Here is a 20,975-nt window from a genome sequence, read left to right as displayed (position 1 = left end):
TCGGGTCGTTCGCCGTCGACGCGGCGTGCGGGACACGGGGGACACGACTCAGCAGCTTAATCGCCGCGCACCCCGCTAGCCCAGGACGACGAGCCAGATCGCCACGTAGTGGCACAGCGCGGCCAGCACGGTCGCGGCGTGGAAGAACTCGTGGTGGCCGAACACCTCCGGCCACGGGTTCGGCCACTTGGTGGCGTAGAGGATCGCGCCACCGCTGTACATCAGGCCGCCGGCGAGCAGCAGGAGCAGCGGCACCCAGCCGACGGCGCCGTGCAGCTGCCCGGCGACGGGCACGATGGCCCAGCCGAGCAGCAGGTACAGCGGCACCCCCACCCAGCGCGGCGCGGTCGGCCACAGCAGCTTGAGCGCCACCCCGGCCAGCGCGCCCGCCCACACCACCGCGAGCAGCACCTGACCGGTGCGCCCGGGCAGGCCGAGCAGCGCGAACGGGGTGTAACTTCCGGCGATGAACAGGAAGATCATCGAATGATCGGCGCGTTTCATGCGGATTCGGGTGCGCGGGGTGCGCCAGGTGACGCGGTGGTAGACCGCGCTGATGCCGAACAGTCCGCACACGGTCACGCCGTAGATCAGCGTGGACCACCCGGCGGTGGCGGAGACGGTGGCCGCGGTGGCCACCAGTACCGCCACGGCGACCGCGGCGACGGCGAGTGCCCAGGTGTGGATCCAGCCGCGCATCCGCGGTTTCACCAGCGCGTCGAGCGCCTCGGCCGGTGAGGCCGCCTCGAGGGCGGCGTCGGCGGCCCCGGTTGCTTCGGACACGGACGTACCTCCTGGAGACCGGTGAGTAACCTACGGTACCGTAGGTTTGGGCGGGTAACCACTCCTCCACGGGGTAACGCAGTCGCTGCCGGTTTCACAGTGACGAGGCGTACTGTTGGTCGCCGTGGAGTTTCGGAACCGGGTGCGTGGCCTGCCGTACCGCATCTACGAGGCCCGGCTGGTCAAGCAGCTGGCCGGCAGACAACATCCCCGCCATGTGGCGGTGATGTGCGACGGTAACCGACGCTGGGCCCGGGAGAACGGTTTCACCGACGTCAGCCACGGGCACCGGGTGGGTGCGCTGAAGATCGCCGAACTGGTCGAATGGTGCTCGCAGGCGGGCATCGAGATGGTCACCGTCTACCTGCTCTCGACGGAGAACCTGCAGCGCGACCCGGAGGAGCTCGAGACCCTCTTCGAGGTCATCACCGACGTGGTCGAGGAACTGTCCGCGCCCGAGCGCGACTGGAGCGTGCGCATCGTCGGCTCGCTCGACGGCTTCCCCGAACTGATCGCCAAACGCATGCGCACCGCCGCCGAGCAGACCGAGGGCAGGCGCGGCGTGCACGTCAACGTGGCGGTCGGCTACGGCGGGCGCCAGGAGATCGCCGACGCGGTCCGCTCGCTGGTGCGCCAGGAGATCGCGGCCGGGGAGACCGGCGAGGACCTGGTGCAGTCGATCACCGTCAACGCCATCGGCCAGCACCTGTACACCTCCGGCCAGCCCGACCCGGACCTGGTCATCCGCACCTCCGGCGAGCAGCGGCTCTCGGGTTTCCTGCTGTGGCAGAGCGCCTACTCCGAGATCTGGTTCACCGAGGTGTACTGGCCGGAGTTCCGGCGCGTGGACTTCCTGCGCGCCCTGCGCGACTACGCGGCACGGCACCGGCGATTCGGCGTGTGAGGCAGCGCCTTCCGCGCCGCGGCCGGGCGGCGGTCAGAGCTTGCGCAGGCGCAACCGGTTGATGCTGTGGTCGGCGTCCTTGCGCAGCACCAGCGTCGCGCGCGGGCGGGTCGGCAGGATGTTCTCCACCAGATTCGGCCGGTTGGTCGAGTTCCAGATCTCCTGCGCGGCGAGCGTGGCCTGCTCGTCGGTCAGGCTCGCATAGTGGTGGAAGTGCGCGTCGGGATCGGCGAACGCGGTCTTGCGCAGCGCGAGAAAGCGTTGCACATACCACTTCTCGATGTCTTCGATACGCGCGTCGACATAGATGGAGAAGTCGAACAGATCCGAGACCATCAACCGCGGACCGGTCTGCAGCACATTGAGTCCCTCGACGATGAGAATGTCGGGCTGGCGGACACAGTGCAGCTTGCCCGGCACGATGTCGTAGGAGATGTGCGAATAGACCGGTGCGCACACCTCCTCGGCGCCGGATTTCACCTCGGTGACGAACCGCAGCAGTTTGCGGCGATCGTAGCTCTCCGGGAATCCTTTGCGGTGCATGATGCCGCGGCGGGTGAGTTCGGCGGTGGGATAGAGGAATCCATCCGTTGTGACCAAATCCACACGCGGATGGTGCTCCCAGCGCGCGAGCAGGGCTTGCAGCACGCGCGCGGTGGTCGATTTGCCGACCGCCACACTGCCCGCCACGCCGATCACGAAGGGCACCTGCCGATCCGGGTGTTTCTCCCCGAGGAAGGTGGCGGTGGCCGCGAACAGGCGCTGCCGCGCGGCGACCTGGAGGTGGATCAGTCGAGCGAGAGGGAGGTAGACCTCGGCGACCTCCTCGAGGTCGATCTGTTCGCCGAGACCGCGCAGGCCGATCAGCTCTTCCTCGGTGAGCACCAGGGGAGTCGATTTGCGCAGTGTTCGCCACTGCTTGCGATCGAATTCCACATAGGGGCTCGGCTCGCTCATTCGTGCCACTTACCCGACGCTCCGTTTCGGCAAACACGCACACATGCCGGGTCGGCACTGTGACATCCGGACCAGCTCTCGCCGCATGATCGGATTGTCCTCCCGGGTATCGGGACGGGAAACAGGGGGTACCGCTACCGGTTGGTAACCGCTGGTACACCGGCGGACAGGGCGGTGCCGCGCGCAGTAGGGTCGCGGACATGGATGCGCATCCGCTCGTGACCGAATATCTGCGCCTCGGCCTGGCCTTCGACCGGCTCGAGGAAGGCTTCGTCGACGCCTACACCGGTGACCCCGCGCTGCGCCGCGAGGTGGCGAACGCGCCCGCGCCGCAGCCGCGTGAGCTGGCCCGCCGCGCCGCCGAATTGCGCGCCGCCCTACCGGATTCCGGCCTGCCCGCCGAGCGGGTCGAATTCCTCGACGCGCATCTGCGCGCGCTGGAATGCTCGGGACGGAAATTCGCCGGCGACGACATCGGATTCGTCGACGAGGTGCGCGCCTATTTCGACGTCGAGATCGCCCCCGGCAACGTCGAGGACTACCTGGACGCGCACCGCCGCATGGACGAGGTGCTGGCCGGGGACGGCATGCTGGCCGAACGCATCGCCGCCCACCGCCGCGCCGACGAGATTTCCCCGGAACGGCTTTCGGCCTGCGTGGAGGCGTTCTCCAGCGCGCTGCGGGAGAAGGTGCGCGAGCGCTACCCGCTGCCCGACCACGAGCACGTCACCTACGAGGTGGTGGGGGACAAGCCCTGGTCCGGCTTCAACTACTACCTGGGCAACTTCCACTCCCGGGTCGCGATCAACTCCGATCTCAAACAGCACATGGCGAACCTGCCGCATCTGATCGCGCACGAGTCCTACCCCGGCCATCACACCGAGCACTGCCGCAAGGAGGCCGGGCTGGTGGCGGCCGGACAGGCCGAGCAGACGCTGTTCCTGGTCAACACCCCGCAGTGCCTGATGGCCGAGGGGCTGGCCGACCTGGCGCTGCGCTCGATCGTGGGCCCGGGCTGGGGCCGGTGGGCGCAGGAGATCTACGCGGATCTGGGGTTGCGCTTCGACGGGGAGCGGGCCGAGCGGCTGGCGCAGGCCTCGGCGCAGCTGCTGTCGGTGCGCCAGGACGCCGCGCTGCTGCTGCACGACCGGCGCCGGGACGAACGCGAAGTCGCGGAGTTCCTGCAGCGCTGGAGCCTGGTGACGCCCGACCGCGCGCGCCAGCAGCTGCGCTTCCTGTCCTCGCCGCTGTGGCGGGCATACATCAGCACCTACGTCGAGGGTTACCGGCTGCTCGGCGACTGGCTCGACCGCGCGGGCGACCCGGCCGAACGCGGCGAGCGGTTCCGCAGGCTGCTCGACGAGCCGCTCACGCCCGCGGCGGTGCGGCGGGAACTGAGCGCCTCGGTCTGAGGTCGTGGTCGGGGGTCCGGCGTCCTACTGGATGACGGCGCAGCCTTCGCCGGACGACAGGCCGCACAGCAGCAGGGACAGCTGCCGTAGCAGCGCTTCGACGGGGTTGTTCGGCACGGAGACCGGGTGCAGCATGGCGCCTCTTCTCGGTGGGGAGTCGGTCACCCGGTCAACCGTGGCGGGCGGGCCCGGTGTTACCGGTCAGCGGAAGATGACGCAGGTCGTGGTGCCGTGCGCGACCAGCCTGCCGTCCTCGTCGACGACCCGTCCTTCGGCGGTGGCGGTGGTGCGGCCCACGTGGATGGTGGTGCCGGTGGCGGTGAGCCGGCGACCGTCGGTCGGGGCCGCCCGGATGTAGTTGATCTTGAGTTCGAGAGTCGTGTAGCCCACCCCGGCCTCGAGGGTGGTGTGCACCGCGCAGCCCATCACCGAGTCCAGCAGGGTGGCGCAGATCCCGCCGTGGGTGGTGCCGAGCGGGTTGGCGAAGTCCTGGCGGGTCCGCACCGCGAAGACCACGCGGCCGTGTTCGATCTCGTCGACCTCCATGCCGAGCAGGTCGCCGATGAACGGCGGGCGGTCCGGCATGGTCATGGCCGTGCGCAGCAGGTCAAGGCCGGACAGGCCGGCGAGATCGACGGAGGAAGTCATGGCAGTCACGTCCTTTCGGTGAACCGATCGGTCCACATCTGCGATGATTGCAACATGGACCGATCGGTTCACGCAAGCGCCCGGCACGGCGGAGGAGGACGGCGGATGACCGTGGGACCGCGCGACCGGCTGATCGAAGGCACCATCGCCCTGGTGCGCGAGCAGGGCGTGCAGGGCGCCGGACTCGCCGCCCTGCTCGAACGCACCGGCACCTCGCGCAACTCGCTCTACCAGCACTTCCCGGCGGGCAAGAGCGAACTGGTCGAGGTGTCCACCCGGGTCGCCGCCGGGCGCCTGTCCGCCTACCTGGAGCGGGTGACGGCGACCGGGACGCCCGCCGACTGGGTGACCGCACTGGTGGCCTGGGGCAAGCGGCTGCTGGAGTCCAGCGAGTTCACCGCGGGCTGCCCGGTGGTCGGCGCGGCACTGGCCGAATCCGAGCCCGGCGTGCAGGCCGCCGCCGCCGACGCCTTCGCCGACTGGACCGGCAAGCTCGCCGCCGCGCTGGCCGGCACCGGCATCCCCGCGGACCGGGCGCGGTCGCTGGCGGGGTTCGCCTTCAGCTCGGTCGAGGGCGCGATCGTGCTGGCCAGGGCGAGCAAGTCGATCCGCCCGCTCGACGAGGTGGCGGAGAATCTGCGCGCGCTGCTGGCCGCGGAGACGGCGGGGCCGGGCCGGTAACCCCGTGCGCCGCACGCCACCGGCGCCCCCATAGACTGAGGCCGTGACGCAGACGACCGCCTCTGTCAATACCCAGTCTCTCGGTGAGCTCGATCCCGAGCTCGCGGCCGCGATGGCAGGCGAACTCGCCCGCGAGCGCGACACTCTCGAGATGATCGCCTCGGAGAACTTCGTGCCGCGCGCGGTGCTGCAGGCCCAGGGCAGCGTGCTGACCAACAAGTACGCCGAGGGTTACCCGGGGCGTCGCTACTACGGCGGTTGCGAGAACGTCGACGTCGTCGAGAACCTGGCGCGCGAGCGCGCCAAGGAACTGTTCGGCGCCGAATTCGCCAACGTGCAGCCGCATTCCGGCGCGCAGGCCAACGCGGCGGTGCTGATGTCGCTGATGGATCCCGGCGACCGGCTGCTCGGCCTCGACCTCGCGCACGGCGGCCACCTCACCCACGGCATGCGGCTGAACTTCTCCGGCAAGCTCTACGAGGTGCACTCCTACGGGGTGAGCAAGGAAGACCACCGCGTCGACATGGACGAGGTGCGCACGATCGCGCTCGGCGCCAAGCCGAAGGTGATCGTCGCGGGCTGGTCGGCCTACCCGCGTCACCAGGACTTCGCCGCCTTCCGCGCGATCGCCGACGAGGTGGGTGCCTACCTGTGGGTGGACATGGCACACTTCGCCGGTCTCGTCGCCGCGGGCCTGCACCCCTCGCCGGTGCCCTACGCCGATGTCGTCTCCTCCACCGTGCACAAGACCCTCGGCGGTCCCCGCTCCGGCCTGATCCTGGCCAAGCAGGAGTTCGCCAAGAAGATCAACAGCGCGGTCTTCCCCGGACAGCAGGGCGGTCCGCTCATGCACGCGATCGCGGCCAAGGCGGTGGCCTTCAAGATCGCGGGCACCGAGGAGTTCCGCGACCGCCAGCAGCGCACCCTGTCGGGCGCGAAGATCCTGGCCGAGCGGCTCACCGGCGCCGACGTCGCCGACAAGGGCATCAGCGTGCTCACCGGCGGCACCGACGTGCACCTGGTGCTGGTCGATCTGCGCAACTCCCAGCTCGACGGTCAGCAGGGCGAGGACCTGCTGCACGAGATCGGCATCACCGTCAACCGCAACGCCGTGCCGTTCGACCCCCGGCCGCCGATGGTCACCTCCGGTCTGCGGATCGGCACCGCCGCCCTGGCCACCCGCGGTTTCGGCGACGCCGAGTTCACCGAGGTCGCCGACATCATCGCCACCGCGCTGGCGGGCGGCTCCGATGCGGAGACGCTGCGCGGTCGGGTGCGCGCGCTGGCCCAGCGCGTGCCGCTCTACCAGGGCCTGGAGGATTGGCACCTGCTCGGCTGAGCACGCACCGACGACCGCCGTCCGAGGCCGGGCGGCGCCACTGCCGCCCCGCTCGGGCAGCTCGACAACGCGAACGGCCGGGTCCGCACCCCTCGTCCGAGGGATGTGACCCGGCCGTTCGTCGTCGGTGGAAGGCCCGTCAGGAGGCGAGGGCCCGCAGGTGCTCGAGTTCGGCGCGAGCCTGCTCGCCCGCATCGCCGAGATCCGTGCGCCCGAAGACGTTCCAGGTGCGCAGCAGCGGCGCGAACACCTTCTCGTTCTCGGCCGCGCGGTCGTAGATGCCCGCCTCGGCCAGCACCGCGTCGCTGGACCGGCCGTCGGGCAGGTCGACCCGCGGCACCTCGAACGCCGCGACCCGGTCGGCGACCGCCCGCATGGTCTGATCGGGGACGAGTGCGAAGGCCGCCGAGACCAGTTCGGCGAAGAACACCGACTGCAGCTCGTCGTCGACGGCGATGCGCTCGGCGATCGCGGTGACCATCGGGTTCTCGTCCATCGCGGCGATCGTGTGGTGCCGCACCGCCGAGGCCTTCTCCTCGAACGCCGCGTTGGCCAGCACGTCGAGCAGGTGCAGCGGCGGACGGCGGAAGCCCGCGGTCATGTGCGCCATCCGGGCACGTTCCAGATCCACCGGATCCACCGCCCTGGTCACCATCAGGTAGTTGCGGATGAGGATCTCGTGCCGGTTCTCCTCGGCGGTCCAGCGGCCCACCCAGCGCCACCACGGGCCCTTGCGCAGGTACTTGCCGAGTTCGCGATGGTAGGAGGGTAGGTTGTCGGCGATCAGCACGCTCACCGTGAGCGCGAGCGCGGTGACCTCGCCCAGCGAGGACTGGGCCGGATCCCAGTCCTCACCGCCGAGGAACGCGAAATTCCGTCCGTCGTCCCAGGGCACGTAGTCGTGCGGCTGCCACTCGTCGGCGGCGGCGACATGACGATGCAGATTCAGTTCCACCTCGTCGGCGAGCGAATCCAACAACTCGCGATCGGTCAAGAGTGTTTGCACACCGACAACCTAGCCGCTGCGGGAAAACCCGTGGGGCGGACGGTCGACAAACAGTGAAAAGCCCGGGCCGCGCCGCAGCGCGCGCCCGGGCGTTTCGTGACCGGTCACTACCGCATGGTGACGTTGGTCTGCCCGTTCACCCAGGTGATGGTGCCGCCGGTGAAGGTGCTCTGCTTGCCGCCGGGGATATCGGTCTCGTCGGAGGTGGGGTAGCCGAGTTCGCCGTTCGCGCCGCCGTTGGCCTCCCACGCCTTGCGGATCTCGCCCCACACGATGTGCGGCTCACCTTCGGCGGGCTCGTAGATGGTGCCGCCGACGAAGTCCTGGTACTTGCCGCCGTTGGGGCCGGCCTCCTCGGCCTGCAACGGTGCGCCCAGCGGGCTGCTCGGCCCGCCCACCGCCATGTACTTGTCGTAGATGTCGCCCGAGACGGTGACCTCGGTGCCGTCGGGCGTGGCCATCCTGGTCTGCTCACCCGCCTCGGAGTCCTCGCCGCCCGGGGAGGTCGTGGCGCCCGCGGTGCCGGTGGTCGTGCCACCCTCGGCCCCGGTGGTCGTCTCGTCCGCGCCCGCGGTGGTGGTCATGGTCGCCATCGGACCGGTGGTGGCGGTGGCCGCCGCGTTGTCGTTGTCGCTGTCGTCGGTGCAGCCCGCCACGATGAGCGTGCCTGCCGCCAATGCCGCGATGAATCCAGCCGAACGTCGAGCGTGGTGGTGCATTCCATCCCCTCTCGTGTTGCTACGCGCGGCGTCCCTGCCGACGCCGCGCGTAGCCTAGGCCGAAACTCGGCAACGATCCGGCGAATCACGCTGTGACACGCCGAATCTGTACCGAACAGGTAACTCGGCGGATATTACCCGTCCGAATATGGAATGAAACACACTCTGGAAGTTTGCCCGTTTCAGGCGTTCGGCCCGTATTCCTCGAGCATTTCCGTGACCAGCGCCGCGATCGGCGACCGCTCGCTGCGGGTGAGCGTGATGTGCGCGAAAAGCGGGTGTCCCTTGAGCTTTTCGATCACCGCGGCGACACCGTCGTGCCTGCCGACCCGCAGGTTGTCGCGCTGGGCGACGTCGTGGGTGAGCACCACCCGCGAGCCCGACCCCAGCCGGCTCAGCACCGTGAGCAGCACGTTGCGCTCCAGCGACTGCGCCTCGTCGACGATCACGAACGAGTCGTGCAGCGAGCGGCCGCGGATGTGGGTCAGCGGCAACACTTCCAGCATGTCGCGGCTGAGCACCTCCTCCATCACCTCGGGGGAGGCCAGGCCGTCGAGGGTGTCGAACACCGCCTGCGCCCACGGGCCCATCTTCTCGCTCTCGCTGCCGGGCAGATAGCCCAGCTCCTGCCCGCCCACCGCGTAGAGCGGCCGGAAGACGACCACCTTGCGCTGGGTGCGCCGCTCCAGCACCGCCTCCAGCCCCGCGGTGAGCGCGAGCGCGGACTTGCCGGTGCCCGCCTTGCCGCCGAGGGACACGATGCCGACGCTCTCGTCCAACAGCAGATCGAGCGCGATGCGCTGCTCGGCGGAACGGCCGTGCAACCCGAAGGCTTCGCGTTCGCGCACCAGCTGCACCCGCTTGTCCGGTGTCACCCGGCCGAGCGCGCTCGAACTGCCGCCGAGCAGCCGAATCCCGGTGTGGCAGGGCAGTTCCCGGGCCGCGTCCAGGTCGATGACGGACTCGGCGTAGAGCTGGTCGATCTGGCTCGACGCCACATCCAGCTCCACCATGCCCGACCAGCCGGAGGTCACCACGTCCTGGGCGTGGTACCCGTCGGCGTGCAGGCCGACCGCGCCGGCCTTGACGCGCAGCGGAATGTCCTTGGACACCATGACGACCCGGCGTCCCTCCGCGGCCAGGTTCAGCGCGCAGGCCAGGATGCGGGAGTCGTTGGTCTCGGTGCGGAAGCCGACCGGAAGGACCGACGGATCGGTGTGATTGAGTTCCACCTGCAACGTTCCGCCCTCGGTCCCGATCGGCACCTGCTGGTCGAGGCGACCGTGCAGCAGACGCAGATCGTCCAGGTTGCGCAAGGCTTCCCGGGCGAACCAGCCCAGTTCGTGGTGATGCCGTTTGCCTTCGAGCTCGCTGATCACGACCAGCGGAAGCACCACGTGGTGTTCGCCGAACCGGGTGAAGGCCCACGGGTCGGAGAGCAGGACCGAGGTGTCGATGACGAAGGTCTTGGCGGATGCCTGGGAGTGCGAGGAGCGGGCCCCCTTGGAGTCGGACGAGACAGCGGCGGTCTTCCCGGTGCCGGTGGAATGGGAGGTCGCCGAGGAGGCGGAAACGGAGCGTGCAGCAGTCACGGTGGGCTCCTTTTGCGTTCGCCCGGCACCCGCGCGAACGATCTCGCTGGACCGGTCCGTCCTGATGGCGCGATGTCAGTCGCGGCCACGAGGGCCGGGTGCCGGCCCCCTCGAACTGAGTAGCTCAGTCACGGTCAGGACCTCCCGTACGAACCACACCGACGCGGTCCGCACCACCGACGCTACAGGCCGGTGCCCGGTGCGCGCTCGGCGATCGGGTAGGCGTGTCGGTGAAGTTCCCGTTAACGCGCAGCTCATCGGGGCTGTGCCGAAGAACTCGCGGCGGCGGTCGGCGGCGCCGGTTAGAGTCGCGGACATGGCCGGTTACGAGGACCTCGAGAAGCTGTCGTCGAAGGAACTGCACGACCGCGCGGTCAAGACGGCCGTGCGGCACGGCGACGTCAAATACCTGTGGGATCTGCTCACCCGCATCCCCGCCGCCGAGGCCGCCGCGGGCAATGTCGGCGAGAGCGAGGCCGACATCAAATACGTGCTGCCGTTGATCGACGACTACATCCACGCCGGTGACGGCGCGGTGGCCGACCAACTGCGCCCCTTCTACATCCAGTACCTGGCCGAGCACTCCTGACCCGACAGCGCCGAGCACCCCCGGCGCGACCCCTCAGCGTCCCGGCAGCAGCGCGCGGACCAGGCCCACGGCCGTGCCGCGCAGGACGTTCTCCCAGCTGAAGTGGTCGTGCCACAGCACGATTCGGCCGTCGCGCAGTTCGAAGGTGCCCATCACCCAGAACGCGATCCGCACCGGCCCGAACCGGAGGATGTCGGTGCGATCGGTGAGCACCACGTCCCCGTCGGCGGCGATGTGGTGCATCTCGGCCGCGAACCCGACCCAGGGCCGGTTCAGCCCGCGCAACACCGCGTGCGCCCGCGCCCCCCGCAGATCCGGCAACGAGGTGTTCTTCCACACCACCTGCGGATCCAGCAGCTCCAGCGCCTCACCCACCGCGCCCAGCTCCATCGCCGCGAAGAACTCGCGCACCGTGGTGACCGCGTCCTGCCGCAGTTCGACTTCTTCGGACATGCCTCGACTGTAGGCCCCCGACGCGGTGTTCCGGCAGGTTCCGCGGCCGGAAAATCCGCGGGAACCGTCGGGCGGCATGTCGCGTCTATATCGATCAACTGCGACGCGAGGGGGACGCGATGGGCACGGCAGGTTTCGCGGGGGCGGAGAACCCGCACAGTTTCACCCACGCTCGGATCAGGACGGCGGCCGGCCAGCTACGGCCCGCGGAGGTGGCGCACGCGGCCGACACCTGGTCCGCGGTGGCAGCGCTGGTCGCCACGGCAGCGGACCGGTTCGCCGGGGTCGCGCGCCGGGTGTTCACGGATCACTGGGAGGGCGCCGCCGCGGCGGCCGCGCGCCGGTGGGCGCACGACTATCTCGCCCGGCTCGACGCACTGGTCACAGCGGTGGGGGCGCAGTCGGAGGCGGTCCGGGCCGCGTCCGAGGCAGCCGCCCGCTTCCGCGCGGCGATACCCGAGGTCGGTGATGACAGCGCAGACGCGCGGGAGCGTCAGCGTGCGGAGGAACAGGCGCGGATCGACATGGGGGAGTTGTATGTGCGGGCGTACGCGGAGATCGCGAGGTCGTTTCCGGAACTGCCGATGACCGACTCCGGCGAGGTTGCCGGGGTAGGCGCGTCTCACGCGGAGGGTGTCGGTGCATTCTTCGCGGGAGGAATCGGGGTTGTCGCGGCCGGTGAGTTGCCCATCGCGGGCGGTTCGAGCGCCGCCGCTACGGATGGTCCGGGCACCGGTGCGCGCGACGGTGGCGTGGAGGATCGTCCGGCCCCGGGGAGAGGTGGGGGTGCGGCATCCCCCGGACTGGTGACAGATCGAGGTGTCTCGTCGGGTGGGGTGTCGGATCGGGCCGGCTCGCCGCGACGGGTGTGGGGCCTGGATGCGCAATCGGGTGCGGTGTCGGGCCAGGTTGCGCGGCTGGGTGTGGTGTCGGACGAGGTTGTGCAGTCGGGTGTGGTGTCGGACGGGGTTGCGCGGCCGGGCGTGGTCTCGGACCCGGTCGCGTCGCCCGACCGGGTGCCGGATCGCGTTCCAACGGGGCAGGAACCGACGGGCTCCGGTTCGATGCAGGGTGGCGGCGCCCCGGCGGGAGAGTGGGCCGACGCAACCCGTCCGACCGGGGCGGGCACCCTGGCCCACCAGGGCGAGGTCGTCGACGGGTCACCCTGTCCTGTCCGCCCCGGCGAGGGCGCACTTGTCCTCGATGCCGATCGGGCCGGGACCGCTCCGGGCGCAGTAGTGGCGGCGGGCACATCCGCCGCCACCGTGGCCGGCCTGCCCGCCCTGCCGACTGGTCCCACTGTGCCTGCTATGCCCGGCCTGCCCGCTGTGCCCAATGTGCCTTTGGTGCCCGCCCGACCCGCTGTGCCTGCGATGCCAGCCGTGGCCGGCCCACCCGCTGTGCCTGCGGTGCCAGCTGTGCCCGGCCTGCCCGCTGTGCCTGCGATGCCCGCGGTACCCGCCGTGGCCGGCCTGCCCCCTGTGCTCGGCGTCCCCGCTGTCTCCGCGAATTCCGGTGGCCCCGCGAATTCCGGTGTCCCACCCACCGCCCCTGGTGCCACGGATGCGCCATCGGGTGCACCCATGCCGGTTCCTGCCCATCCCACCGACGCGTCCGACGCCCGCCGGCAGAATCCCACCACCCCGCCCCGCCCTCCGGCCGCCGACCACCCCCTCCACACCGGTGTCCTGACGTTCCCGCCGCCCGCGGACCAGTCCCGCGCGGACCGCCGGCTACCCGACTACCTGCGAACCACCGACCACGGGACCGAACTTCTCGGCAAGCCGAGAAAGGTGTTGCCCCCGGCGCTGGGCGCCGACGACGCACCGCCGCCGCCTCGCCCCCACCGCCGGACCCCGCTATGCCCGGCGCCCCCGACCCGTACCGGCAACGTCGGCCTCACCCTCCCAACGGCCCGCCGCCACCGCTCGCACCCTGCCTCCGTGTCCCACCGCAACCGCCACGAAAAGGAACTACTCGGGGACCCGCCGGCGACGGTCCCGCCGGTAATCGGTGAGGACAACGCCGGGGGCCGGTGATGTGGTGCTCTGTCTGCCGATGTCACGGGCGCACGGACCGTTCCAGCCCTGTCGCCCGCGCCGACCAGCGAGCGACGATGCCGCCGACCATCGCGGCCATTCGAGGTCGCCGAGTTTGCACAATGCCCGGGCGCCGCGTGCCCAGCGGAATGTGGCACGGTCGCCGACGAGTACGACCCAGGCGGAAGACTCAGCGAATTCCTCTACCGCACAGGATGTCTCGCGACACCCGCTGGGTGAGGAGTCGCAGTGCGTCCGCGGATGTCCGGTTGCCGGGGTGTACATCTCGAGCCGGTGGTCGGGGCTGTCCGGCTGGAGCCAGACGTGGTACGCCGAACTCGCCAACCTGATTGCGGGACTCGCCACGCGCAGCGACGATTTCGCGACACTGTGGGCCACCGGCCAAGCGCAGCCGCCGTGCCCGCACCCAGCAGCAGCGCACCGCGTGTGACCTCCAGGTCTCCGCCGAGCAGGGCACAGACGGCACCCCATCACTGCGCTCGAATGCGCAAACCGGTGGTGAAGCGCGCCATATTCCGTTCATTGGGAAAGGGGACTCATACGTTGGCCCAGCGCGCATACGGTCCCGTCCAGGCGAGGAAAGGCAGGGACGAAGATGGGTGTACTGGACGGCAAGGTGGCCCTGATCACCGGCGGCGCCCGCGGAATGGGTGCCGAGCACGCGCGGCAGTTCGTCGCCGAAGGGGCCCGGGTGGTGTTCGGCGATGTGCGTGACGAGGAGGGCGAGGCGCTGGCCGCCGAGTTGGGTGATGACGCGCATTACCTGCACCACGATGTCACCAGTGAATCGGAATGGTCCGAGGTCGTCGCCGCGACGATCGACCGGTTCGGCAAGCTCGACATCCTGGTCAACAATGCGGGCATCAACCGGTTCGCTCCCATCTGCGAGCAGTCGCTCGATGAGTTCCGCCTGATCCTGGACACCAACCTCACCAGCGCCTGGCTCGGGATCCGGGCGGCGGCGCCGGTCATGTCGGACGGCGGGTCGATCGTGAACATGTCGTCTGTCGAGGGATACGCCGGTGCCGCCGGTCTGTCCGCCTACGCCGCCAGCAAATTCGGCATCCGTGGATTGACGAAGGTGGCCGCTCGCGAGCTGGGTGCCCGTAACATCCGGGTGAACTCGGTCCATCCCGGTGGGATCGTCACCCCGATGAACACCGAGTTCGCGCCCGATCTCGATCCGGACAAACCGTTCGTGCCGTCGCTGCCCATCGCGCGATGGGGACGGGCCGCCGAGGTGACCCATGTGGTGGTGTTCCTCGCCTCCGATGCCGCCAGCTACTGCACGGGTAGTGAAGTCCTTGTCGACGGTGGTCTGCTCGCCGGCCCAGGCTACTGAGGCCCCGCCCGTTCGTTTACGGTGCGGTCATCACGGCAGGTTCTGCCGTGATGACCGCTCGATCTCGTGCGCGGCGGAAGCCGAGGTGTCCACTGGTCGCGTCCGGGTGGTTGCCGGTGCGCACAGATCGAGTTCGGGGACCCCTGACCTGAAAGCCCGGCCCCAACGCCCGATCGACATCTGGCGGAGCGGTCATCGGTGCGCCCGGCAACGCTCAGCTCTTCGGTGCTCCGAGAACGCCGATGTCGCCCAGCTCGATTCGGACGTCGAAACGCCGGTGCGTGATCCTCCAGCCATCGGAAGTGCGCTGTAGGCGATCGTGATAGGTCCCGATCGACTCGTAGGGCTGGAGGTCGGCGCGCTCACCTTGGCCGACGTGCACTACACGGACGTAGCAGCTCGAGACCGCCTCATCGCCATCAATGGTCACGTGGTAGTTCCCCAGCAGGTGCTGTGAGGGCCCGCAGGGGTCGAGGTATCCGGAGATGGTCTGGATGAGGGTGGCCCGACCTTCGGCCCGGAAACCGCCGTAGTCGCCGGTGGCGTTCGGGTGGAATACGTTCTCTAGCTTCGGCCAGTCGCGAGTGTCGAGTGCGTAGCTGTACTGGTTCAGCACATCGATGATGGCCTGGTGGTCGGAACGGTCGGACATGAATCTGGGTCCTCTCTCGGGGCGGCGCCGGGCAACGGTAAGAGGCGATCGAGCTGTTCGACAGTGCCGATTCCGTTGATCGGGAGAAGTGATCGACGCGCATCCGCTGTCCCGAAACATCTCGGCCGAGGCGCGCGCGGTGGTCGGTCAAGTCCGTTGGGGTGGTGTAGGTGGCCACCGTCCTCCAACTGCTGCTCGCCCTGGCCGCCCACCGCTGCCCTTCGCGCACCGGCAGTCCCGAACCGAAGGCTGCGGAGGTGATGACCCGATCTCACTGGGCAGGGGGCCATATTTCGTCAGAAGTACCAGTATTCGGGCGGGAGGGTGCCGCGCCGCCGCCGCGGTTCGTACCGTCGATTGCGTTATCCGGTTCTGAGGCGACCTCGTCGCACGTCTCCGGCGACGTGCGGTGAAATCGCGCCGGGCCGGGGGCGCCCGCGACGGAGGTATTCGCATGGACGTCATCGCACGCCGTCCCCCCGACGGTCAGCCGTGGGCACCTCCGCCGCCGCGCCCGGCGATGCGCCATATCCGGATCGTGCTCGGCACTCTCGTCCTCGACTTCCAGGCGTGCGCGGAACAGGCCAGGGATGTGGCCGCCGAGATCGCCAGGCGCACGCGACTGGACCTGATCGTGACGGTCGACGACCACGTCAGCGCGGACCTGCCGCCCCTGCCGTGTGCCCGGCTGTGGGCACAGTGACGGCCGACGCTCGGCCCGTCATCAGCCCGACCAGCACTGCGAGCCGTCGCCGCACCCGGTCGGAGTCGATCTGGCCGGGTATCAGGGCGAGCACCTCGCGCGCGTCGGCGAGCCTGCCCGCGCGTGCGAGCGCCTCCGCCAGCCACGTGCGATAGAGCGCCCGCTCCCGCTCGTGATGGGCCGGATACCGCTCGATCACGCGCGCCAGCAGCGGTTCGGCCCGCACGGGATCGCCCAGCTCGACGTGGCAGCGGCCCGCCATGACGTCGATCTCGTCTCGGTTCAGCCAGTAGACCCAGTCCGGGTCAGGTTCCGTGCCGCGGTGATCGAAGGCGTCGTCCACGGCGTCCAAGGCGCGTCGGGTGGCGGCCGTGTCACGGGCTCGCGCCGCCGCCCACGCGACTCGTTCGAGCAGCAGCGCACGCACCGCCGGTGTCGCCCCCTCGGCACCGGCGACCGCGGTCCGCGCCAGAAGCAGCGCGTCGGCGGGATCGCCCACGTTGGCGATCTGGTAGCTCAGGGACGAGAGCAGTTGGGCGGCGAGGGTGCGCGCACCGGCTCGGCCGGCCGCCGACACACCCTCCAGGTAGGTCCGCTGCGCCTCGCCGTACCTACCCGCATCCGAGGCCACCCATCCGGCGAGTTGGCAGAGTTCGGCCACGGCCGTGAAGAGACGCCGTCCCACCTCCGGTCCGTAGGTTGCTTCGCAGACAAGGGATTTCGCTCTGGACAACTCACCCGCCACCAGCGGGTACAGCGCGCCCGACCCGACCTCGTCGTCCAACCGCCGAAGCTGGGCCACCCGCCGCTCCATCGCCGCGGCGAGCCCGGCCCCCACCCGACGCCCGGCCGGCACCGACAGCGAGACACCTGCGGCCTCGCGCGCGGCACGCAAGGCGGCGCCATCGATCTCAGACCCCATACGGCCACGCTACGCCTCATGGCCGTTACCCAAATGCTCTCGCGGGCAGTGGAATCCGTTGTGAACAGCTGTCAACACCACAGCGCCCGAATTCGCGAAATTCGCCCGGTAGCGTTCCGCACGGCCTCGGCGTCCGGTGGCTCATCCCTGGCCGCCGGGAGCCTGCCGAACGGAGGCGTTCAGTATTCGAGTTCCGGCCAGGGGATGTCGATCGGGAAAGGGAATTCGATCCGCACACCCGCCGCGTCACCCGGCGCCCATTCGCCGACCAGCAGGTAGTTGGCCGGACGCAGCGGGCGCACGCCCTCGGGAATCCGGCCGTGTCCGGTCTCGAGGACATACGCCCGCACCGTCGCGATCGCGCTCGCCGTCCGTGCGATCGCCACTTCCCAGTACCAGGGAATACCGGCCCCGGCATAGCGGCCCTTTTTCGCCTCGATATCGGTGTGCGTGTCGGCGGGCGACAACACCTCACCGACCAGCAGGGTGTCCGCGGCGCGAACGTCCTGGAACGGTGCACCCAGGCACCGGTGCACCAGGAAGTCGGGCGTCAGGAAGTCGGATTTGCCGCTGGTGCCGAGGAAGACATTCGTCTCCACGTTGACCTTCCAGCAGGTTTCCGGGTGCTCCGACATGCTCTTGCGCGCACAACGTTCGATCTCGTTGCGCATGCGGACGGTGAACATCTGGTGTTCGGCCGGGCCGCGTCGGACCCACATGACCCGGCCGTCCCACAATTCGATCTGGTCAGCGATCTCGGCCGGGAGCTGTTCCAGCTCCTCCCAGGTCATGTACTCGGGGAGGTCCGGTTCCTCGATCCTCGGACGGGACATGAAGCCATCCTGGGCTGAAACCGGCTCGCCGACCTGGGACGGGACGACCGGATGGTTACCGGTCGTTCCACGCGTCGCGCCCTATTCCGCTTCGTTCACCTTCGTCATCGACAGCACGTCCAGCCGTCGGTCCAGCTCCTCCTCGGTCAGCTTCTCGCCGATCAGCCCGCGGTCGATGACGGTCTGGCGGATCGTCTTCTTCTCCTTCAACGCCTCCTTCGCCACCGCGGCGGCCTCCTCGTAGCCGATGGCGGAGTTGAGGGGGGTGACGATGGAGGGGGAGGATTCGGCGAGGGTGCGCAGGCGGTCGACGTCGGCGGTGAGGCCGCGGATGCACTTGTCGGCGAACAGGCGGGAGACGTTGGCCAGCAGGCGGATCGACTCGAGCACGTTGCGGGCCATCACCGGGATGTAGACGTTGAGTTCGAACGCGCCGCTCGCGCCGGAGAAGGCGACGGTGGCGTCGTTGCCGATCACCTGGGCGGCGACCTGGGTGACCGCCTCGGGCAGCACCGGGTTGACCTTGCCGGGCATGATCGAGCTGCCGGGCTGCAGATCGGGCAGCTGGAGTTCGGCCAGGCCGGTGAGCGGGCCGGAGCCCATCCAGCGGATGTCGTTGGCGATCTTGGTGAGGCTGACCGCCACGGTGCGCAGGGCGCCGGAGAGTTCGACCAGACCGTCGCGGGCGGCTTGGGCCTCGAAGTGGTCGGTGGCCTCGGAGAGGGCGTCGATGTCGGTCGACTTCACCAGCTCGGCAACGACTTTCGCGCCGAACCCGGCAGGCGCGTTGAGGCCGGTGCCGACCGCGGTGCCGCCGATGGGGAGTTCGCCGAGGCGGGGGAGGGTGGCCATCAGGCGGTCGATGCCCGCGGCGATCTGGCGGGTGTAGCCGCCGAATTCCTGGCCGAGGGTCACCGGCACCGCGTCCATCAGATGGGTGCGGCCGGACTTGACGACGGTGCGCCATTCGGTCGCCTTGTCCAGCAACGCCAGCCGCAGGTGTTCCAGGGCGGGCACGAGATCCTTGATGACGCCTTCGGTGGCGGCCACGTGGGTGGCGGTGGGGAAGGTGTCGTTGGACGACTGCGACATGTTGACGTCGTCGTTCGGGTGCACCTGCACACCGTTGGCGGCGGCGATGGAGGCGATCACCTCGTTGGCGTTCATGTTGGAGCTGGTGCCCGAACCGGTCTGGAAGACGTCGATGGGGAACTGGTCGTCGTGCTTGCCCTCGGCGATCTCGGTGGCCGCGGCGATGATGGCGTCGGCCTTGACGGGATCGAGCAGGCCCAGATCCTTGTTCACCTTCGCGCAGGCGGCCTTGAGCAGTCCGAGCGCGCGGATCTGCGCGCGCTCGAGACCGCGGCCGCTGATCGGGAAGTTCTCCACGGCCCGCTGGGTCTGCGCCCGCCACAACGCGTGCGCCGGGACCCGTACCTCGCCCATGGTGTCGTGTTCGATGCGGTACTGCGTCTCCTCGGTCATGGTTTCGACCCTATGCCGCGAGTCCGACGCGTGGGGCCGCCACGCACGCCGGAATGGGCCACGACACACGACAGCGGCCGCGCCCGGGGAGCCGGACGCGGCCGCCGTGTACGCACGGGTCAGGGCAGCGGCGGAACCGCGTCCTCGTCGCCGTGGAAGTCCACCGAGGAGTACTCGCGCAGCTTGGTGAGGCGGTGGTAGGCGTCGATCATGCGCACGGTGCCCGACTTGGAGCGCATCACGATCGACTGGGTGGAGGCGCCGCCGCCGTAGTAGCGGACGCCGCGCAGCAGGTCGCCGTCGGTGACGCCGGTGGCGCAGAAGAAGACGTTGTCGCCGGAGACGAGATCCTCGGTGCTGAGCACGCGGTCCAGGTCGTGCCCGGCGTCGATGGCCTTCTGCCGCTCCTCGTCGTCCTTGGGCGCCAGCATGCCCTGCAGCGCGCCGCCCATACAGCGCAGCGCGGCCGCGGCGATGATGCCCTCGGGTGTGCCGCCGATGCCGACCAGGATGTCGGTGCCCGACTCCGGCCGCGCGGTGGAGATGGCGCCGGCCACGTCGCCGTCGGAGATGAGGCGGATGCGCGCGCCCGCGTCGCGGACCTGCTGGATCAGCTCCGCGTGGCGGGGACGATCCAGGATGCACACGGTCACGTCGGAGACGCTCAGGCTCTTCGCCTTCGCCACCCGGCGGATGTTCTCGCCGATGGGGGCGGAGATGTCGATCACATCGGCGGCCTCCGGGCCGACGGCGATCTTGTGCATGTAGAACACGGCCGAGGGGTCGAACATCGCGCCGCGCTCGGCGACCGCGAGCACCGAGATGGCGCCCGGCGAGCCCTTCGACATCAGCGTGGTGCCGTCGATCGGGTCGACCGCGAAGTCGACCTCGGGCCCGGTGCCGTCACCGACCGCCTCGCCGTTGTACAGCATGGGCGCCTCGTCCTTCTCGCCCTCGCCGATCACCACGATGCCGCGCATGGACACCGAGCTGACCAGCTGCCGCATCGCGTCGACGGCGGCACCGTCGCCACCCTCCTTGTCACCGCGACCGACCCAGCGGCCCGCGGCCATCGCGCCCGCCTCGGTGACGCGGACGAGCTCGAGCGCAAGGTTGCGGTCCGGGGCCTCGCGGCGGCTGGGTGCTGGCGAAGATGCCGTCATAGCGGGGTGCCTCCTCGGGTTGTGTGTTACCGGACAATTGTCTCATTACATGGCCGCCGGTCCGTGCACCCCTCCGGGCGGCCGGGGTGCGTGCCCGGGGCCGGCCCGCGGATGTGGATACTGGGAGCGTGTCCTACCAAAAGCCACGCATCCTGCACGACTACCGGGATCTGTTCTTCTCGCTGATCCCGCTCGTGCTGATCGCCGTGGTCTTCGCCGGACTGGCCAGCCAGTGCAGCTTCTCCGCGCAGGGACCGACACAGGGACAGATCCCCCACTTCGACGTCGACGCGGCACTGCAGTCGGACGCGCGCTCGCTGCCGTTCCCGATCCGCAACCCCGAGGTGCCCGACTCGTGGACGTCGAACTCCGGCAGCCGCGACACCATCACCGGCGAGGGCGGCGGCCCGGTCAGCACGGTTGGCTACATCACCGAGCAGGGCACCTACATGCGTTTGACGCAGAGCAGCGCCACCGAGGAATCGCTGGCCCGCTTCGTGCTCGGCTCCCGCTACGCCGGCGGAGCCCAGCAGATCGGCGAGCAGAAGTGGATCGTCTACGCCGAACCGACCGAGGAAACCGCCTGGATCGCCGACTTCGGCGACGTGCGGGTGCTGATCACGGGCGCGGGCGACGAGGCGGCGTTCACCACGCTCGCGCGGGCGGTCACCGCCGCGCAGCCGCTCGCCCGCTGACGCCCGCCGGCCGGGACCGGGGGACTCGGCTCGGACT

General features: G+C 69.8%; 22 protein-coding genes. 9 read left to right on the top strand and 13 right to left on the bottom strand.

Features of this window, described 5'->3' with window-relative positions:
- Positions 1-75: 75 nt before the first annotated feature.
- Complete coding sequence (locus CRM89_RS17500) at positions 76-699, bottom strand: hemolysin III family protein (protein ID WP_050768336.1); 624 nt, start codon at positions 697-699, stop codon at positions 76-78.
- Between the two features lie 199 nt (positions 700-898).
- Here CRM89_RS17500 and CRM89_RS17495 point away from each other — a divergent pair, with 199 nt between their 5' ends.
- A complete protein-coding gene (locus CRM89_RS17495; RefSeq protein WP_011211354.1) occupies positions 899-1,687 on the top strand; it encodes an isoprenyl transferase in 789 nt (262 codons plus the stop codon).
- Positions 1,688-1,720: 33 nt separating this feature from the next.
- On the opposite strand, the gene coaA is transcribed toward CRM89_RS17495, so the two are convergent.
- On the bottom strand, positions 1,721-2,653 hold the full coding sequence (coaA, locus tag CRM89_RS17490) for a type I pantothenate kinase (RefSeq protein ID WP_011211353.1): 933 nt from the start codon (positions 2,651-2,653) through the stop codon (positions 1,721-1,723).
- 191 nt (positions 2,654-2,844) lie between these two features.
- Between coaA and CRM89_RS17485 the strand changes: the two genes are divergently transcribed.
- Positions 2,845-4,056 (top strand): DUF885 domain-containing protein, encoded by a 1,212-nt coding sequence (locus CRM89_RS17485; RefSeq protein WP_098085096.1) that lies wholly within the window; start codon positions 2,845-2,847, stop codon positions 4,054-4,056.
- A gap of 24 nt (positions 4,057-4,080) precedes the next feature.
- On the opposite strand, the gene CRM89_RS31035 is transcribed toward CRM89_RS17485, so the two are convergent.
- On the bottom strand, positions 4,081-4,221 hold the full coding sequence (locus CRM89_RS31035) for a hypothetical protein (protein ID WP_170986819.1): 141 nt from the start codon (positions 4,219-4,221) through the stop codon (positions 4,081-4,083).
- Positions 4,222-4,257: 36 nt separating this feature from the next.
- The gene (locus CRM89_RS17480; RefSeq protein WP_041560406.1) at positions 4,258-4,704 is read right to left on the bottom strand and encodes a PaaI family thioesterase; all 447 of its coding nucleotides are present in this window, start codon (positions 4,702-4,704) and stop codon (positions 4,258-4,260) included.
- Positions 4,705-4,809: 105 nt separating this feature from the next.
- On the opposite strand from CRM89_RS17480, the gene CRM89_RS17475 reads away from it, so the two are divergent.
- Positions 4,810-5,385, top strand: coding sequence for a TetR/AcrR family transcriptional regulator (locus tag CRM89_RS17475; protein WP_098085094.1), 576 nt, complete (start codon positions 4,810-4,812; stop codon positions 5,383-5,385).
- 43 nt (positions 5,386-5,428) lie between these two features.
- Positions 5,429-6,724, top strand: a complete 1,296-nt coding sequence (glyA, locus tag CRM89_RS17470) for a serine hydroxymethyltransferase (protein WP_011211349.1) — start codon at positions 5,429-5,431, stop codon at positions 6,722-6,724.
- 139 nt (positions 6,725-6,863) lie between these two features.
- Here glyA and CRM89_RS17465 read toward each other — a convergent pair whose 3' ends face one another.
- The 3 genes from CRM89_RS17465 to CRM89_RS17455 form a co-directional block, all read right to left on the bottom strand.
- Positions 6,864-7,730: an acyl-ACP desaturase gene (locus CRM89_RS17465; RefSeq protein ID WP_098085092.1), complete on the bottom strand. Its 867-nt coding sequence runs from the start codon at positions 7,728-7,730 to the stop codon at positions 6,864-6,866.
- A gap of 107 nt (positions 7,731-7,837) precedes the next feature.
- Positions 7,838-8,449, bottom strand: a complete 612-nt coding sequence (locus CRM89_RS17460) for an LGFP repeat-containing protein (protein WP_098085089.1) — start codon at positions 8,447-8,449, stop codon at positions 7,838-7,840.
- Between the two features lie 182 nt (positions 8,450-8,631).
- A complete protein-coding gene (locus tag CRM89_RS17455) occupies positions 8,632-9,906 on the bottom strand; it encodes a PhoH family protein (RefSeq protein ID WP_371392068.1) in 1,275 nt (424 codons plus the stop codon).
- A 451-nt stretch (positions 9,907-10,357) separates the two neighbouring features.
- On the opposite strand from CRM89_RS17455, the gene CRM89_RS17450 reads away from it, so the two are divergent.
- Positions 10,358-10,630 carry a hypothetical protein gene (locus CRM89_RS17450; RefSeq protein ID WP_011211345.1) on the top strand — a complete coding sequence of 91 codons (273 nt, stop codon included), beginning with the start codon at positions 10,358-10,360 and terminating at the stop codon, positions 10,628-10,630.
- A 33-nt stretch (positions 10,631-10,663) separates the two neighbouring features.
- Here the strand turns inward: CRM89_RS17450 and CRM89_RS17445 are convergent, their stop codons facing one another.
- On the bottom strand, positions 10,664-11,083 hold the full coding sequence (locus tag CRM89_RS17445; protein WP_060594459.1) for a limonene-1,2-epoxide hydrolase family protein: 420 nt from the start codon (positions 11,081-11,083) through the stop codon (positions 10,664-10,666).
- A 119-nt stretch (positions 11,084-11,202) separates the two neighbouring features.
- Here CRM89_RS17445 and CRM89_RS31360 point away from each other — a divergent pair, with 119 nt between their 5' ends.
- Together CRM89_RS31360 and CRM89_RS17440 are read left to right on the top strand one after the other, a co-directional pair.
- The gene (locus CRM89_RS31360) at positions 11,203-13,122 is read left to right on the top strand and encodes a hypothetical protein (RefSeq protein ID WP_127516239.1); all 1,920 of its coding nucleotides are present in this window, start codon (positions 11,203-11,205) and stop codon (positions 13,120-13,122) included.
- Between the two features lie 616 nt (positions 13,123-13,738).
- The gene (locus CRM89_RS17440) at positions 13,739-14,485 is read left to right on the top strand and encodes a glucose 1-dehydrogenase (protein ID WP_098085085.1); all 747 of its coding nucleotides are present in this window, start codon (positions 13,739-13,741) and stop codon (positions 14,483-14,485) included.
- A 214-nt stretch (positions 14,486-14,699) separates the two neighbouring features.
- Here CRM89_RS17440 and CRM89_RS17435 read toward each other — a convergent pair whose 3' ends face one another.
- Positions 14,700-15,137 carry a nuclear transport factor 2 family protein gene (locus tag CRM89_RS17435; protein WP_098085082.1) on the bottom strand — a complete coding sequence of 146 codons (438 nt, stop codon included), beginning with the start codon at positions 15,135-15,137 and terminating at the stop codon, positions 14,700-14,702.
- A gap of 454 nt (positions 15,138-15,591) precedes the next feature.
- On the opposite strand from CRM89_RS17435, the gene CRM89_RS17430 reads away from it, so the two are divergent.
- The gene (locus tag CRM89_RS17430; RefSeq protein WP_011211340.1) at positions 15,592-15,840 is read left to right on the top strand and encodes a hypothetical protein; all 249 of its coding nucleotides are present in this window, start codon (positions 15,592-15,594) and stop codon (positions 15,838-15,840) included.
- Here CRM89_RS17430 and CRM89_RS31755 read toward each other — a convergent pair.
- The 4 genes from CRM89_RS31755 to glpX all read right to left on the bottom strand — a co-directional run bounded on the left by CRM89_RS31755 (position 15,791) and on the right by glpX (position 20,243).
- Positions 15,791-16,762: a tol-pal system YbgF family protein gene (locus CRM89_RS31755; RefSeq protein ID WP_228822021.1), complete on the bottom strand. Its 972-nt coding sequence runs from the start codon at positions 16,760-16,762 to the stop codon at positions 15,791-15,793. The genes CRM89_RS17430 and CRM89_RS31755 overlap by 50 nt on opposite strands.
- Positions 16,763-16,941: 179 nt before the next feature.
- The gene (locus CRM89_RS17420) at positions 16,942-17,595 is read right to left on the bottom strand and encodes a Uma2 family endonuclease (RefSeq protein ID WP_098085080.1); all 654 of its coding nucleotides are present in this window, start codon (positions 17,593-17,595) and stop codon (positions 16,942-16,944) included.
- An 81-nt stretch (positions 17,596-17,676) separates the two neighbouring features.
- Positions 17,677-19,080, bottom strand: a complete 1,404-nt coding sequence (locus CRM89_RS17415) for a class II fumarate hydratase (protein WP_011211337.1) — start codon at positions 19,078-19,080, stop codon at positions 17,677-17,679.
- A gap of 119 nt (positions 19,081-19,199) precedes the next feature.
- On the bottom strand, positions 19,200-20,243 hold the full coding sequence (gene glpX / locus CRM89_RS17410) for a class II fructose-bisphosphatase (RefSeq protein ID WP_011211336.1): 1,044 nt from the start codon (positions 20,241-20,243) through the stop codon (positions 19,200-19,202).
- A 128-nt stretch (positions 20,244-20,371) separates the two neighbouring features.
- Between glpX and CRM89_RS17405 the strand changes: the two genes are divergently transcribed.
- Positions 20,372-20,938, top strand: coding sequence for a DUF4245 domain-containing protein (locus CRM89_RS17405; RefSeq protein WP_098085077.1), 567 nt, complete (start codon positions 20,372-20,374; stop codon positions 20,936-20,938).
- The last annotated feature ends 37 nt before the right edge of the window (positions 20,939-20,975 follow it).

It is taken from the genome of Nocardia sp. FDAARGOS_372, assembly GCF_002554515.1.
Classification (GTDB): Bacteria; Actinomycetota; Actinomycetes; order Mycobacteriales; family Mycobacteriaceae; genus Nocardia; species Nocardia farcinica.
This window is presented reverse-complemented; position numbering and strand designations above follow the sequence as displayed.